The organism is Acetobacter fallax (assembly GCF_011516735.1).
In the GTDB taxonomy this organism is placed as follows: Bacteria; Pseudomonadota; Alphaproteobacteria; order Acetobacterales; family Acetobacteraceae; genus Acetobacter; species Acetobacter fallax.
Genome location: NZ_WOSX01000004.1, coordinates 73,950 through 88,249 on the forward strand (window position 1 = coordinate 73,950; position 14,300 = coordinate 88,249).

Consider the following 14,300-nt stretch of genomic DNA (forward strand, 5'->3'; position numbering starts at 1 on the left):
AACCGGAGTTTTTAGTTCGGCGGCAGGAACAGTTCTTTGAGGGTATGAGGCTGGCAGCGGAGGTACTGGTTCGGGGCTTTGATCTGCGCGCCGAGGTGGGCGGCGGCGTGCCAGGGCCAGCGGGGATCGTAGAGGATGGTGCGTGCCAGGGCGATGAAATCGGCGTCGCCGGTGGAGACGATGGCTTCCGCCTGTTCGAAGCCGGTGATGAGGCCGACAGCGATGACGGGGATGTCTGTTTCGGCTTTGACGGCGCGGGCGAGCGGGACCTGGTAGCTCGGGCCGACGGGGATCTGCTGTTGCGGGCTGAGGCCGCCACTTGAGACGTGGATGGCGTCACAGCCACGGGTTTCGAGCGCTTTTGCGAGGGCTATGCTCTGGTCGATGTCCCAGCCACCGGGGACCCAGTCGGTTCCCGAGATGCGGATGGTGACGGGGCCTTCGGGGAAGGCTTCGCGGATGGTGTCGAAAACTTCGAGCGGGAAGCGGAGGCGGTTTTCGAGGCTGCCGCCGTAGTCGTCGGTGCGCTGGTTGGAGAGCGGCGAGAGGAACTGATGGATGAGGTAGCCGTGGGCGGCGTGGAGCTGGATGGCGTTGATGCCGAGCCGGGCGGCGCGTTTTGCGGCGGTGCCGTAGGCGTTGCGGAGGGAGGCCAGGTCGGCTTTGTCGAGGGCGTGGGGCGGGTTGGTGCCTTCGGTGAAGGGGATGGCTGAGGGGGCTTCGGTCTGCCAGCCTTCGGGCGCGCCGGGCGGAATGTGTTTGCCGCCTTTCCAGGGGACCGCGACGGAGGCTTTGCGTCCTGCGTGGCCGAGCTGGATGGCGACGGGAATGTCGGAGGCGGTGCGGATGCCCTTCAGGGCGCGGGCCATGGCGGCTTCGGTGGTGTCGTCCCAGAGGCCGACATCGTGTGCGGTGATGCGGCCTTCCGAGGTTACGGCGGTGGCTTCGATGGTGAGGATGCCTGCGCCGGAGAGGGCGAGATTACCGAGATGGATGAGGTGCCAGTCGGTCATGCAGCCGTCGATGGCGGAGTACTGACACATCGGGGCGATGATGATGCGGTTGGCGAGCGGGAGCGTTCCGATCTGTTTCGGCTCGAAGAGTTTTGGTCCGGACATGGTTTTTTCCTGTCTGTGGGTTCCGGCTCAGGCCCGGACCTGGAACTCAGTAGAACTGAAGGCCGCTGATTTCCATTTCCGGGTCCAGATAATAAGGCACGTAGAAGGTTGGTGTGGCTGAGGTGGTGGTTGCGTTGATGCCTGTCGGCGGCGTGGCGGGTCTGAGGCCGCTGGCGGCGAGGCAGGTGTAGAGGGTGCTGCGAAGTTTGCCATCTGCGAGGCCGGTCTGGCGGGTGTTACGGAACAGGTCCTCTGCATAAGGTTTGCAGGCCGCGGGTGTGTGATTGAGTTTGTCCGTGATCTGTTTCTCGCGGTAGGTGGCGACCTGGGCGTCGGTCAGCCAGACGCGGAAGTAATCGGGCGAGGCCGGATCGAGCCAGAGGGCGCGCCAGCTTGTCGGGCCACCTTTGAGGCGTGTGACGGCGACGCCTTCTTCCTTTGAGCCATCGGCGCGTGTGAGTGTGCCGTGGCAGGCCATGACCTGGTAATGAGACCCGAACAGCGAGCCCCGGATGGTGCCGTTGCTGAATGAGGCGGCCTGGCTTGCGGGGGCGGTGCCGGTGACGTCAGGCAGGGGTGACGGGGCGTTTGCGATCCCGGTGACGGCGCTGGTGATATCCGGTTCAGCGCAATAGTTTTTCAGGGGATCGACGGTATAGGAACAGCCGGTGACGAGGAGGGCCACGAGGGCCGTGAGGCGGGATTTCATGGGTCAGGCTCACTGCGTGTGTTTGCCCACCACCGGTTCCGGCCGGAAAGCGCCTGGATCGGAAGGGCGACGAACGGTTATTGATTGTGCTTCGCATGGGATGGTGTGTGCCGCAATGCCCTTGATCAATTCGGGGCTGCGTGGAGGGGCGCCGGGTGGCGCGGCTCGACGTTCGGGGTGGCATCCTGTAACGAGTCGCGCCCTGAAGGTGTGTTGTGTGCTGAGGTCAGGGTTTTGAGGTGGGGCGTTTCATGTCAGTTGCATCCGTGAATGGATCTGCCGCGTCTGGCGGGTTTCGCACGCTCACTCTGAGCTGTGTGAACCGGCCTGGCATTGTGGCGGCGATTGCGCAGAAGCTGTTTGAGCTGGGCGCTAATATCACCGAAGCTCAGCAGTTTGACGACACGGAGAGCGGCAAGTTCTTCATGCGGGTTGTTTTCAGTCAGTTTGACGGGCGCGAGCCGGTTCATCTGATTTCCGTGATGTCGGCTCTGGCGGCTGAGTTTGGCATGACATGGACGATCAAGGACAACACGCGGCCAACGCGGGTGATGCTGCTGGTTTCAAAGTTCGATCATTGTCTTGTTGATCTGCTGTATCGCTGGCGCGTTGGTGAGCTTGCGATCGAGCCTGCCGGCATTATTGCCAATCACCCTCGCGACGTTTACGCGGATGTCGATTTTGGCGGGATTCCGTTTCACTATCTGCCAGTGACGGCTGCGACGAAGGCGGCTCAGGAAGCGCAGATTCTTCAGCTTGTGGAGGAGACGGGCACGGAACTGGTGGTTCTGGCGCGTTATATGCAGATCCTCTCGAACGAAATGGCGGCGAGGCTGTCAGGGCGCTGCATCAATATTCATCATTCGTTTTTGCCGGGTTTCAAGGGTGCGCGGCCATATCATCAGGCTTATGCGCGGGGTGTTAAGCTGATCGGAGCGACTGCGCATTTTGTGACGCACGATCTCGATGAGGGGCCGATCATCGAGCAGGATGTGGAGCGGATCAGTCATGCGGATACGCCGGAGGATCTGATCCGCAAGGGGCGTGATATTGAGCGGCGGGTGCTGGCGCGGGCGGTGCGGTATTATACCGAGCAGCGGGCGCTCCTGAACGGGCGGAAGGCAATTGTGTTTCTGGATTAATCTTCCGGGATTTTTTGGTTCTATGCTGTCAGAGAACGGAATTTTGCGTAGTCCGGCTGCCCGTTGAAGACGAACAGCATATAGTAATCGAGATAGTGTCGTTTGTTGCGGGCGACTTTTGAATAGAACGGGTAGGCGTTGAACGGCCCGTGATACTCTGGCGGGATCGGATCTCTGCCGAGGATGCACTGCGCACGGAAGAGCGGGACGTAGATTGCGCCGTCTTCGTTCTCGCGTTTTCTGACATGATAGAGATCCTTACGGAAATCCTTCAGTCTGTCAGGAAGGATGAAGATCATCGTTTTTTCGATGAAGGGCTTCGAGAACTCTTTCGGCTTCAGGTAACGCATATCGTCAGGCATGTCGCAGAAATAGGGATGATCCTGAACGATCATGCAGCGGCCTCCGGATTGTATAATGTGCAGGGGCTTTGCCGTGTGTGGGACTGGCGGGGGGCTCCGGGTGAACCCGGAAGGGAGCGCGGCTCCCTTCACCCTGATCTGTTGAGTGCCAAACCGGACACCAGCCTCAGAGCAGGCCGGCATTACACGTCGAGATTAGCCACTTTCAGCGCGTTCCCTACGATGAAGTCACGGCGTGGCTCGACGACATCACCCATCAGTGTTGAAAACACTTCACTGGCTTCTTCGAGATCCGAGATGCGGACCTGGAGAAGTGTGCGGACGGCAGGATCGAGGGTTGTGTCCCAGAGCTGTTCGTCGTTCATCTCGCCAAGCCCTTTGAAGCGGTTGATGGCGAGGCCCTTGCGGCCCTGAGCCAGCAGGCGGGCGAAGGCTGTTGAGGGGCCGGCCGCGGGAAGTTCCATGCCGCTTTCGAGGCGGATGACGATTCCCTGTCCGTAATCACGCATCATACGGGCGCCATTGACACCGAGCCAGCGGACATCCGCACCTGCGAGCGTTGCGCCGTCGAGGCGATACATTTCGCCGATGCCGCGGACGTTGCGACCGAGTTCCAGCCCGGCGTCACTGAGGACGACTTTCCAGCCACGCTCGGCGGGTGCAGAGGCCTCGTCGAGGCGTTTCTGCAGATCCGGGACACGGATCTGAGCCGCATCACGATCGCTGTCGAACACGCCCGCGATGGCGGCCTGTTCGATGACCCAGCCGGGAATACGGCTGGAGAGGCGACCGATGACTCGGGCGGCATCACGCATGAAGGTAATTTCTGTTTCGCGTTCGTCACCTTCGAGGATGTGACCATTACCGAGCGTCAGCGTGGTGTTGCCCAGAGCCTTGTCGAGCAGATAACGCTCAAGGGCGGCGTCATCTTTCAGGTAGCGTTCTTCATTGCCGCGTTTGGCGCGATAGAGCGGCGGCTGGGCGATGTAGAGATAGCCCTTTTCGATGAGTTCGGGCATCTGGCGGAAGAAGAACGTCAGAAGCAGCGTGCGGATATGTGACCCGTCGACGTCGGCGTCTGTCATGATGACGATGCGGTGGTAGCGGAGTTTTTCGATGCTGAAGCCGCCCTGGTCGGCCTCCCCGCGCCCGATGCCGGTGCCGAGAGCTGTGATCAGGGTGCCGATCTCAGCGGAACCGAGCATGCGGTCGAAGCGGGCGCGTTCGACGTTCAGGATCTTGCCTTTCAGGGGCAGGATAGCCTGGAAGCGACGGTCCCTGCCCTGCTTCGCGGTTCCGCCAGCGGAGTCACCCTCGACGATGAAGATTTCGGCTTTGGAGGCATCGCGTTCCTGACAGTCGGCGAGTTTTCCGGGCAGCGACGAAATATCGAGCACGCCTTTGCGGCGGGTCAGTTCACGGGCCCGGCGGGCGGCTTCGCGGGCGGAGGCGGCATCCAGCACCTTGGAGACGACAAGCTTCGCCTCTTTCGGGTGTGTTTCGAACCAGTGACCGATCATGTCGGCGGCGGCGGTGTGGACAACCGGCTGGACTTCGGACGAAACGAGTTTGTCCTTTGTCTGTGAAGAGAATTTCGGGTCCGGCACTTTCACGGACAGGACGGCTGTCAGACCTTCGCGCATGTCGTCACCGACGAGGGACGCGCTGTCTTTCTTTGCGATGCTCTCCGCGTATTTTCCGACGATGCGGGTCAGGGCCTGACGGAAGCCGGCGAGATGGGAACCGCCGTCACGCTGTGGGATATTGTTTGTGAAACACAGCATCGTTTCGTGATAGCTGTCGTTCCAGGTCAGCGCGAATTCGACCTTGATTCCGTTATCCGGGTTTTCGAGACTGCCGTAGATCGGTGGTGTGATGACCGGCGCGCGGGAGCGGTCGAGCCATTCGACGAAGGCGACCAGACCGCCATCATAATGGAAGACTTCTTCCCGGACGGGCTCGACACGGGCGTCACGCAGGGTAATTTTCAGGCCGGAATTGAGAAAAGCCAGTTCACGCAGACGACGTTCGAGAATGGGAAACTCGAAGATCGTTTTCGTGAAGGTCTTGTCGCTTGGCATGAACGTGACCTGGGTGCCACGTTCCTCGTCAGAAGGACCGATTTCCACCAGGGGAGCGACGCGCTCGCCGTGGGCGAAGCGGATCATGTGTTCGATGTCGTTACGCCAGATACGGACTTCCATCCATTCGGACAGGGCGTTGACGACGGCGGCGCCGACGCCGTGCAGGCCGCCGGAAACTTTGTAGGAATTCTGGTTGAATTTTCCGCCTGCATGCAGTTTCGTCAGCACGACTTCGGCGGCGCTGATGCCTTCCTCGTGGTGCAGGTCGGTCGGAATACCGCGACCGTTATCGCGCACGGTGACGCTGCCATCGGCATTCAGGGTCAGTTCGCAATGGGTGGCGTGACCGGCCTGGGCTTCATCGACGGCGTTGTCGATGATTTCGAAAGCCATGTGATGCAGACCCGAGCCGTCATCGGTATCGCCGATATACATGCCGGGGCGTTTGCGTACGGCGTCCAGCCCCCTGAGGACCGAGATTGAGGACGCGCCGTACTCATCATCTCCGGCAGGTGTGGAGGGCGTGGCTGACTCTGTCATACGAGGCGGATGCTCCGGTGTTTTCGGGGTATGAAGATTGTGGAGGTCTTATACGCCTTTTGCTGCGGCGGGGCCAGCGCGCAGCCTTCGGAAGGGTGTGATTTCCGGCGGTTTTTCGCGAAAGCCGGCGGTTTTGGGGCGCAGGTCCGTTATGCTTCGGGGGGGATGCCCTCCCCTTTTCCTTCATCGGTGAAAATACCGTGATGCAGGCGCATGAAACGGGCGTGGTCGCGGAGCGGCGCGAAGGGTCCGGGATCGGTTCCCGTCAGCAGGACCGGGGTTCTGAAATCGAGCAATGTGTTCATCAGAGCGGCGCGGCGACCCGCATCGAGATGGACCAGCGGTTCGTCCAGCAGCAGCATTGGCGCGACAGTGCCGGGAGCGCTCATCAGGCGGGCATGGGCGAGAATGATGCCGATCAGGAGCGCTTTTTGCTGGCCGGTGCTGGCTTCGGCGGCGGGACGCCCGGTTTCCAGGTCCTGAAGGGCGAAATCGGTGCGATGGGCGCCGAGTGTTGCGTGACCACGGAGGCGATCCCTGTCACGGGCTTCACGGAGTTGCGTGCGCAGCCAGTCTTCGACGGCGAGAGCGGGCTCTGCTGCCAGCCGGGTGGCAATGGGACACAGGAGGGAGAGGAGCGCGGAGGGAAATGCGCCGGTCGGGTCGGCGCCGGTTGCGTTCAGGCGGCTGACAAGTTCCTGACGGGCGGCGACAGCCGCGACCCCATGACGGGCCATGGCGTCTTCGATGCCGGAGAGCCAGGCGGGATCAGTGGATTGTGTGGAGAGGATACGGTTGCGCTGGGCGGTGGCGCGTTCACAGGCGGCGAGTTCGCGGGCGTGGTGCGGGGCCATCGCGACGACGAGACGATCGAGAAAACGCCTTCTGCCGCTTGCGCTTTCACCGAACAGGCGATCCATCTGCGGCGTGATCCAGACGGCGGAAAGATGGTCCGCGATGGCGGTGCGGGCACGGAGGGCGGTGCCATTGAGGAGAAATTTCCGGGCGCCGTCCTGTCCCTCCTCCATGCCGGTGGCGACATCGAAGGGGCCGCGATCATCGGTAAAGCGGGCTGAGACGCCCCAGCCTGCGGTCTCGCCTGTGTCCTGGCCCGTATTGCGGTCGGCGGTTCCGGGCGTGTGGCGACGAAGTTCGGCGGTGCGGGCGCCGCGGAGGCCCCGTCCGGGGGCGAGGAGAGAAAGGGCTTCGAGGAGGTTGGTTTTTCCGCTGCCGTTATCGCCGGTGATGACGACGGGCGATCCTTCCGGCTCCCAGGTGAGCCGGTCGTAATTGCGAAAATTCGTCAGCACAAGGCGAAGAAGGCGCGTCATCGACGGGGGCCGGAGGGCTCCGGTCCTGCTTTTCGTGGTCTGGTATGTGGCTGCGTCCGGGACGGGTCTCAGACCCGCATTGGCATCAGCACGTAGAGTGCTGAGGGGCTGTCCACATCGCGAACGATGGTCGGGGCTGCACTGTCTGCGAAGACGAATTCGACATCTTTGGCGACCTGATCGGTGATGTCATTGAGATAACGGGCCTGGAAGCCGATCTCCATGTCTTCGCCGTCATAGGTCACGCGGTTGTCGTCGAGTTCTTCCTTGGCGGTTCCCTGATCGGCGCTGGTGGCGGACAGGATGAGGAGGTCACGCGACAGGGCGAGTTTCACCGGGCGCGAGCGTTCCTGGCTGATCGCGGCGACGCGGGCCACTGCATCGGAAAAATCTTTTTTGCCAACACGAAGAATGCGATTATTTCCGGACGGAATGACGCGCTGGTATTCCGGGAAGGTGCCGTCGATCAGCTTCGACGTAAGGGTGATCGGACCCACGGTGAACTGGATGCGGGTATCGGAGACCGAGACATCGACTTCTTCCGGTGCTTCATCGAGAAGTTTGCGGATTTCTCCGACTGTCTTGCGGGGAATGATCACGCCCGGCATGCCGGCGGCGCCTGCGGGGAGTTCGGTTTCGACGCGGGCCAGGCGGTGGCCGTCTGTTGCGACGGCGCGGAGGAGGCCGCCCGTCTCGCCTTCTGTCACGTGAAAATAGATGCCGTTGAGATAGTAGCGGGTTTCTTCGGTGGAGATTGCGAAACGCGAGCGATCAATGAGGGATTTCAGGACGGCGCTGTTCAGTTTGAACTGATGTGGCAGGTCGCCTGCGATCATAGAGGGAAAGTCATCGACGGACAGGGCGTTCAGGCGGGTTGCGTAACGGCCCGCGCGGAGGTCGAGCTGGGCGTCGGCGCCGGGGTGGCTGAGTTCGACGTCGCTGCCATCGGGGAGTTTGCGGACGATTTCGTAGAGCACGGCGGCGGGCGCCGTGACGGAGCCGGGCGTGTGGATTGTGGCCGGGAACTCCTCGACAATGGCGATTTCCATGTCTGTCGCGGTGAGGGCGAGGCGACCGTCACGCGCGTCGATCAGCACATTGGCCAGGATGGGGATGGTATTCCGCTTTTCGGCAACGCTCTGGATGTGAGCGAGGGCCTTCAGCAGGGTGGCACGCTCGGCCGTAAACTTCATCGACGCCTGTTCCTCTTTGAGCCCGGATCTGGCCGCGCTGTCCGGCCATGATGGCCGGAAAAAATTGGTGGGGCAGTCTAACAGGACGGGGGCTGACGGCAAAGGCAGGCGGGAGAGGTTTTTTCTGATGGCGATGTGTGGGTGGAGTTTCCGGTCGGGATGCAGCTCCCGGGTATTGCGATGCGGAATGGCAGATCCTCTGTTCCGCGCGGAGCCAGTCGATCGGCTCCCGCTTCACTGAAGGAAATCCGGGCAGGGCCTCATGATGAAGCCCGCTTTGTTGTGCCGACCCTCTGCCGGGATCACGCCGTTGCTATTTGCAGGGTCGGCTGAAACTGAGACTTCGCGACGCTCCTGCGTCTCAGCTTTCAAGCATGCGTCTCATGAGTTCGACATCTTCGGCGAAGGCGGTATCGCGCTCCATCAGCTCGGTGATGCGGGAGACGGCGTGCATGACGGTGGTGTGGTCGCGGTTGCCGAATTTGCGACCTATTTCGGGGAGGGATCGGCTGGTGAGCTGTTTGGCGAGGTACATGGCGACCTGACGCGGGCGGGCGACGGCACGGGCGCGGCGGGCGGAGGACATATCCGTGAGGCGGATGTTCCAGTGTTCGGCGACCTTGCGCTGGATTTCCTCGATGGTGACGCGCCGGTCGTGGGCCTTGAGGATGTCGTGGAGGACTTCCTGGGTGGATTCCAGCGTGATCGGGCGGCCGAAGAGGTTGGCGTGGGCGACGAGGCGGTTCAGGGCGCCTTCGAGTTCGCGGACGTTGGTGGTGATTTTGTGGGCAAGGAATTCGAGCACTTTTGCCGGAATGGTCACCCCTGACGCGGCGGCTTTGGCTTCCAGAATGGAGATACGGAGCTCGAAGGTGGTGGCGTGGATGTCGGCGACCATGCCGCAGCCGAGGCGGGTGCGGAGGCGGTCTTCGAGGCCGGAGAGATCGGACGGGGATTTGTCGGCCGAGACGATGATCTGGCGCCCGGCGTCCACGAGGGCGTTGAAGGTGTGGAAGAATTCTTCCTGGGTGTTGTCCTTGCCGATGAGGAACTGGAGGTCATCGATCATCAGCACATCGACGGAGCGGAGCTGATCCTTGAACTCGACGGTGGACTGGGACCGGATCGCTGCGATGAAGCGGTACATGAATTTTTCGGCGGACATGTAGGCGACCGAGATCTGGCCTCCCCGCATGAGTTCGGCGCCGATGGCGTGCATGAGGTGGGTTTTGCCGAGGCCGACGCCGCCGTACAGGAAGAGCGGGTTGAAGCCGGCGCTGGAGGGTTTTTCCGCGACGCGGCGGGCGCAGGCGTAGGCGAATTCGTTTGGCTTGCCGACGATGAATGTATCGAAGGTGAAGCGTGGATCGAGAGGGGCCGCGAGATCTGAGCGGGCGTCACCATGACGGTCCTGCGCGCGTTCGGGAGGCCGGGGCGGCGGGGATGTGGTCGGGAACGGAGTGGGTTCGGTCACGGGGCCGGCGACGGCTGGCCGGGGCACGTCGCCGGGGCGCATGACCTGGAGCTCGACGCGGCGGATGGTCGGGATTTCCTGGTTCCAGAGTGTGCTGAGGCGATCACCATACTGGCTGCGAACCCAGTCGCGCAGGAAGCGCGTGGGCAGGAGGAGGGTGACTTCGTCGCCGTCGACGGGTCCGGGGACGATCTGCTGGAGCCATGTACGGTATTCGACGTCACCGACTTCTGACTTCATGCGGGCGGCGATGCGGGTCCAGGCATCGGTGACGAGACCGGCAAGACCGCCCGTCACAGCCTGTTCGGTGTCCGAAAGGCTTTCGTTCAGCAATTTCCCGGACGGTGTAGGAACCAGCATCTTTCCGCGCGCACCCATTTCTCTGGAGTCCGGAGCGGACAGGGCCGGTTTGGGGCTCCTGTCCGTCGACTCCAGCAATCGTTTTCATTTACAGGCCCGCACCGCGAGGGAGCGATCTGTCAGAGCGCCGTGTTTCATATCACCCGCGCACAGGAAACCTGTTGCGGTCTGAATTCCGCCGACTCTGACGTCCGCCTCTGGCCGCAACAGGCGACCAGACGGTCTGCGTCTGCATATCAAGCTGTTGAGGTGGAAAGTAGATCATCGATTCGGGAGGCGCAACGAGATTCTCGACTCGGTAACGCGATTTGATCGAAGGTATAGAGAATCGCGAATAATGGCCCGATAGCAGGAAACTATTTGTTCATTACATTGTTTTTCAGACAAATAAGCCGAAACACCCGACGGGCATTCCGGCTTATTTAAACACATTCTGAATAACAACTGAGGCAAAGGCAGAAATTAACGCCTTTGCGGCCCTGTTTTCTGCCCTGTGTGCTCAGGCTTCAGGCTGTAGCGATAGCTTTGATCCGCGAAGACAGGCGGGAGATTTTGCGGGCTGCGAGGTTGCTGTGGATAACACCCTTTGTCGCGGCGCGCTGGATTTCCGGCTGAGCCACTTTCAGAGCTGCGTTCGCTTCGTCTTTGTTGCCCGACGCGATTGCTGCCTCGACCTTCTTGAGGAAGGTGCGCATGCGGGACATGCGGGCAGTGTTGCGAAGGGTGCGACGCTCCGTCTGACGGATGCGTTTACGAGCGGATGCGATGTTCGCCATTGTTTTCTGTCTGGTCCAGCAAGATCGATGTGTTGATGCGTATCCCGTCTTGCGACGGTTAAGCCCGAATAAGGTTGGCTTCTCTAGTCCAGTGCCGGTCTGCGCGTCAAGCTGGAGTTCTCGGGCGACCGCGCTTTGTGCGACACGGGGGTCATGCATCAGCCGCAGGGCGTGGTTCACGATGCCGCCGGGTCTGTTTGCAGGCGCGGGCAGAAGAAGGTCGAACGGCCGGACTGGGTGATCCTGACGATGCCCGGGCAGGCGTCTGTTCCGTCTGCCCCCTGCCCTTTCGTCGGGCATTCCGGGCAGGGCTGGCCGGCGCGGCCATAGACGCGCCAGGCGTGCTGGAAATAGCCGAGTTCACCGTCGGGCTGAACGTAATCGCGCAGGCTGGAGCCTCCGGCGGCGATGGCTTCGGTCAGGACGGCACGGATGGCGCGGACGAGGCGGCGGATGGCGGGCATGGTGAGGATGCCGGCCGGGGTGGCGGGGTGGATGCGGGCACGGAACAGGGCTTCGCAGACATAGATATTGCCGAGGCCTGCGACGATACGCTGATCGAGGAGCATGGCTTTGATCGGGGCGCGGCGGCCGGCGAGGCTTTGAGCCAGGGTGGCGGCGGTGAAAGCGGGGTCGAGAGGTTCCGGTCCCATGCCGGAGACGAAGCGATGGGAGTCTTCTTCCTTTGTGGGCACGAGGTCGATGGCGCCGAAGCGGCGGGGGTCGATCAGGCCGAAGCATCGTCCCTCTTCTGTCGTGAATGTGACGTGTTCGTGGAGGGTGACCTCGCCGGAGGCGTCCAGGGTGACGCGACCGGACATACCGAGGTGGAGGAGCATCGACATGCCGCCGGAGAGACGCATGAAGATGTATTTGCCGCGGCGACGGAAACTTTCGATGCGGCGCCCGTTGAGAATTTTTGTGAGATCCTTCGGGAGGGGCCAGCGGAGGTCCGGGCGGCGGACGACGGCGGAGATGATCCGGTGGCCTTCGAGGCTGGCACGCATGCCGCGCATCACGGTTTCGACTTCGGGGAGTTCTGGCATTGCGACAAACACGCTATAGGTCGGCGCCATGACCGACAATGCCCCTTACGAGATCCATGAAACAGCCGGCGCCACCGGTGCGGCTGCTGATGAAACCACCGATTTCGGCTATCGCGCCGTGCCGCGCACCGACAAGAAGCCGCTTGTCCGCGCGGTGTTTGACAGTGTTGCGAGTCGCTATGACGTGATGAACGACGTGATGTCACTGGGCGTGCATCGCGTCTGGAAGCGGATGTTCAATGCACAGCTGGCGCCGCAGCCGGGTCTGTCGCTGCTGGATCTGGCTGGCGGAACGGGCGACGTGACGTTTGGCTGGCTGGCCGGTGGTGGCGGGCCTGCGATCATGACGGACATCAATGAGAAGATGCTGGCGGTGGGCCGGGACCGGGCGATTGCGCGCGGGTATGTGTCCGATCTGTCTTTCTGTGTGGTGGATGCGGAGCAGATTCCTCTGGCGGACCGGTCTGTGGACCGGGTGACGATTTCCTTCGGGCTGCGAAACTGCACGGACAAACTGGCGGTGCTGAAAGAGGCGCGTCGGGTTCTGAAGCCGGGCGGGCGGTTTATGTGTCTGGAGTTCTCCCAGGTTCAGGTCGCGGCGCTGGCACCGGTTTATGATGCCTGGTCGTTTAAGGTGCTGCCGGCGATGGGGCAGTTTATCGCGAAGGATCGTGAGAGCTATCAGTATCTTGCGGAGAGCATTCGCATGTTTCCGGATCAGGAGACGCTGGCCGACATGTTCCGGGAGGCCGGGTTCGCGCATGTGAAGTATCAGTCGCTGTCCGGCGGGATTGCGGCGATTCACTCCGGCTGGCGGCTCTGACGTCCGATGGGTGTCGCCGCCGGTAAGCCTGACGACGTTTCTGGCGGGTCGGCCCGGAAGCGGGTTCTGCTGATCGTCAGTGGCGGGATTGCGGCTTACAAGGCGCTGGAGCTGGTGCGTCTGCTGAAGGCGGCGCGGGTGGATGTGCGCTGTGTTCTGACGAAGGCGGGAGCGGAGTTTGTGACGCCGCTGTCGTTGCAGGCACTGAGTGGCGAGCCGGTTTATCAGGATCTGTTTTCGCTGACGGATGAGCAGGAGATGGGGCACATTGTGTTGTCCCGCTCGGCTGATCTTGTGGTTGTGGCGCCGGCGACGGCAAACATTCTGGCGAAGATGGCGCAGGGTCTGGCGGATGATCTGGCGACGACGCTGCTTCTGGCGACGGATACGCCGGTGATGGTGGCTCCTGCGATGAACGTGCGCATGTGGGAGCATCCGGCGACGCGGGCGAATATGGCGCTGCTGACGGATCGGGGCGTGCAGGTTGTCGGGCCTGATGACGGTGAGATGGCCTGTGGTGAGTTCGGACCGGGGCGGTTTGCTGAGCCGGTCGTGCTGCGGGATGTGATTCTGGCGTGGCTCGGGCGGGCTGACATTCGGGGTGCTTCGGCTCTGATCGGGTGGTTCCGGCCGACGCATGGGGGGATTGCCTGGGAGCCGCTGGCGGGACGTCGGGCGCTGGTGACGGCGGGGCCGACGCATGAGCCGGTTGATCCGGTGCGGTATCTGGGGAACCGGTCTTCCGGGTTGCAGGGTTATGCGATCGCCTCGGCGCTGGCGGCGCTTGGGGCGCGGGTGACGCTGGTGAGCGGACCGGTGGCGCTGGCTGATCCGGCTGGTGTGGATGTGGTTCGGGTTGAGACGGCGCTGGAGATGGAGCGCGCTGTGCGGGCGGCGTTACCGGCGGACATTGCGGTCTGTGCGGCGGCGGTGGCGGACTGGCGGGTGGATGGTGTTGCGGGTCTGAAAATTAAGAAGCAGGCCGGGGCGCCGCCTCCCGTGCTGACGTTGAGTCCGAATCCGGATCTTCTGGCGATGCTGTCCGCGCCGGGGCCGGAGCGTCCGGCTCTGGTGGTCGGGTTTGCCGCCGAGACTGACAATGTCGAAGCGAATGCCGTGGCCAAGCGGACCCGCAAGGGGTGCGACTGGATCGTTGCGAATGACGTTTCGACCGGCACGAATGTGATGGGTGGGCTGGATAACCGGGCCATTCTGATCACGCGGGATGGAATTGAGCACTGGCCGCTGCTGGCCAAGACAGAGCTGGCGCGTCGTCTGGCGGAGCGGATTGCGGCGTGGTTTGAGATGCCGGTCATGGCGGATGGTGGCGACCGGGTCTGAG

12 protein-coding genes are annotated in these 14,300 nt (G+C 62.3%); 3 read left to right on the plus strand and 9 right to left on the minus strand.

Annotated elements, in window-relative coordinates; genetic code table 11:
* Nucleotides 1-11: 11 nt before the first annotated feature.
* Nucleotides 12-1,118 (minus strand): NADH:flavin oxidoreductase/NADH oxidase, encoded by a 1,107-nt coding sequence (locus GOB85_RS03875; protein ID WP_173576313.1) that lies wholly within the window; start codon nucleotides 1,116-1,118, stop codon nucleotides 12-14.
* A 46-nt stretch (nucleotides 1,119-1,164) separates the two neighbouring features.
* A complete protein-coding gene (locus GOB85_RS03880) occupies nucleotides 1,165-1,827 on the minus strand; it encodes a hypothetical protein (RefSeq protein ID WP_173576314.1) in 663 nt (220 codons plus the stop codon).
* A 251-nt stretch (nucleotides 1,828-2,078) separates the two neighbouring features.
* Here GOB85_RS03880 and purU point away from each other — a divergent pair, with 251 nt between their 5' ends.
* Nucleotides 2,079-2,969: a formyltetrahydrofolate deformylase gene (gene purU, locus GOB85_RS03885; protein ID WP_173576315.1), complete on the plus strand. Its 891-nt coding sequence runs from the start codon at nucleotides 2,079-2,081 to the stop codon at nucleotides 2,967-2,969.
* Nucleotides 2,970-2,989: 20 nt separating this feature from the next.
* Here the strand turns inward: purU and GOB85_RS03890 are convergent, their stop codons facing one another.
* From GOB85_RS03890 to mutM, 7 genes are all read right to left on the minus strand, one after another.
* Nucleotides 2,990-3,364, minus strand: a complete 375-nt coding sequence (locus GOB85_RS03890) for a hypothetical protein (RefSeq protein ID WP_173576316.1) — start codon at nucleotides 3,362-3,364, stop codon at nucleotides 2,990-2,992.
* Between the two features lie 149 nt (nucleotides 3,365-3,513).
* Complete coding sequence (gene gyrB, locus GOB85_RS03895) at nucleotides 3,514-5,955, minus strand: DNA topoisomerase (ATP-hydrolyzing) subunit B (protein WP_173576317.1); 2,442 nt, start codon at nucleotides 5,953-5,955, stop codon at nucleotides 3,514-3,516.
* Nucleotides 5,956-6,104: 149 nt separating this feature from the next.
* Complete coding sequence (gene recF, locus GOB85_RS03900) at nucleotides 6,105-7,286, minus strand: DNA replication/repair protein RecF (protein ID WP_173576318.1); 1,182 nt, start codon at nucleotides 7,284-7,286, stop codon at nucleotides 6,105-6,107.
* 68 nt (nucleotides 7,287-7,354) lie between these two features.
* On the minus strand, nucleotides 7,355-8,479 hold the full coding sequence (gene dnaN / locus GOB85_RS03905) for a DNA polymerase III subunit beta (RefSeq protein WP_173576319.1): 1,125 nt from the start codon (nucleotides 8,477-8,479) through the stop codon (nucleotides 7,355-7,357).
* A 361-nt stretch (nucleotides 8,480-8,840) separates the two neighbouring features.
* Nucleotides 8,841-10,193, minus strand: coding sequence for a chromosomal replication initiator protein DnaA (gene dnaA, locus GOB85_RS03910; protein WP_408737029.1), 1,353 nt, complete (start codon nucleotides 10,191-10,193; stop codon nucleotides 8,841-8,843).
* A gap of 626 nt (nucleotides 10,194-10,819) precedes the next feature.
* The gene (gene rpsT, locus GOB85_RS03915) at nucleotides 10,820-11,089 is read right to left on the minus strand and encodes a 30S ribosomal protein S20 (RefSeq protein ID WP_173576321.1); all 270 of its coding nucleotides are present in this window, start codon (nucleotides 11,087-11,089) and stop codon (nucleotides 10,820-10,822) included.
* Nucleotides 11,090-11,265: 176 nt separating this feature from the next.
* On the minus strand, nucleotides 11,266-12,135 hold the full coding sequence (gene mutM, locus GOB85_RS03920; protein ID WP_173576376.1) for a bifunctional DNA-formamidopyrimidine glycosylase/DNA-(apurinic or apyrimidinic site) lyase: 870 nt from the start codon (nucleotides 12,133-12,135) through the stop codon (nucleotides 11,266-11,268).
* Between the two features lie 28 nt (nucleotides 12,136-12,163).
* Between mutM and GOB85_RS03925 the strand changes: the two genes are divergently transcribed.
* Together GOB85_RS03925 and GOB85_RS03930 are read left to right on the plus strand one after the other, a co-directional pair.
* On the plus strand, nucleotides 12,164-12,958 hold the full coding sequence (locus GOB85_RS03925; RefSeq protein WP_173576322.1) for a class I SAM-dependent methyltransferase: 795 nt from the start codon (nucleotides 12,164-12,166) through the stop codon (nucleotides 12,956-12,958).
* A 6-nt stretch (nucleotides 12,959-12,964) separates the two neighbouring features.
* Entirely contained in the window at nucleotides 12,965-14,299 is a 1,335-nt protein-coding gene (locus GOB85_RS03930) for a bifunctional phosphopantothenoylcysteine decarboxylase/phosphopantothenate synthase (protein WP_173576323.1), read from the plus strand.
* Nucleotide 14,300 lies beyond the last annotated feature (1 nt).

What these genes read in the sequence shown, in the direction of transcription:
- purU (WP_173576315.1), top strand. Translation starts at nt 2,079, where the DNA reads ATGTCAGTTGCATCCGTGAATGGATCTGCCGCGTCTGGCGGGTTTCGC.
- GOB85_RS03890 (WP_173576316.1), bottom strand. Translation starts at nt 3,364, where the DNA reads ATGATCGTTCAGGATCATCCCTATTTCTGCGACATGCCTGACGATATG.
- GOB85_RS03880 (WP_173576314.1), bottom strand. Translation starts at nt 1,827, where the DNA reads ATGAAATCCCGCCTCACGGCCCTCGTGGCCCTCCTCGTCACCGGCTGT.
- GOB85_RS03930 (WP_173576323.1), top strand. Translation starts at nt 12,965, where the DNA reads ATGGGTGTCGCCGCCGGTAAGCCTGACGACGTTTCTGGCGGGTCGGCC.
- GOB85_RS03925 (WP_173576322.1), top strand. Translation starts at nt 12,164, where the DNA reads ATGACCGACAATGCCCCTTACGAGATCCATGAAACAGCCGGCGCCACC.
- recF (WP_173576318.1), bottom strand. Translation starts at nt 7,286, where the DNA reads ATGACGCGCCTTCTTCGCCTTGTGCTGACGAATTTTCGCAATTACGAC.
- dnaN (WP_173576319.1), bottom strand. Translation starts at nt 8,479, where the DNA reads ATGAAGTTTACGGCCGAGCGTGCCACCCTGCTGAAGGCCCTCGCTCAC.
- dnaA (WP_408737029.1), bottom strand. Translation starts at nt 10,193, where the DNA reads ATGAAGTCAGAAGTCGGTGACGTCGAATACCGTACATGGCTCCAGCAG.
- mutM (WP_173576376.1), bottom strand. Translation starts at nt 12,135, where the DNA reads ATGCCAGAACTCCCCGAAGTCGAAACCGTGATGCGCGGCATGCGTGCC.
- rpsT (WP_173576321.1), bottom strand. Translation starts at nt 11,089, where the DNA reads ATGGCGAACATCGCATCCGCTCGTAAACGCATCCGTCAGACGGAGCGT.
- GOB85_RS03875 (WP_173576313.1), bottom strand. Translation starts at nt 1,118, where the DNA reads ATGTCCGGACCAAAACTCTTCGAGCCGAAACAGATCGGAACGCTCCCG.
- gyrB (WP_173576317.1), bottom strand. Translation starts at nt 5,955, where the DNA reads ATGACAGAGTCAGCCACGCCCTCCACACCTGCCGGAGATGATGAGTAC.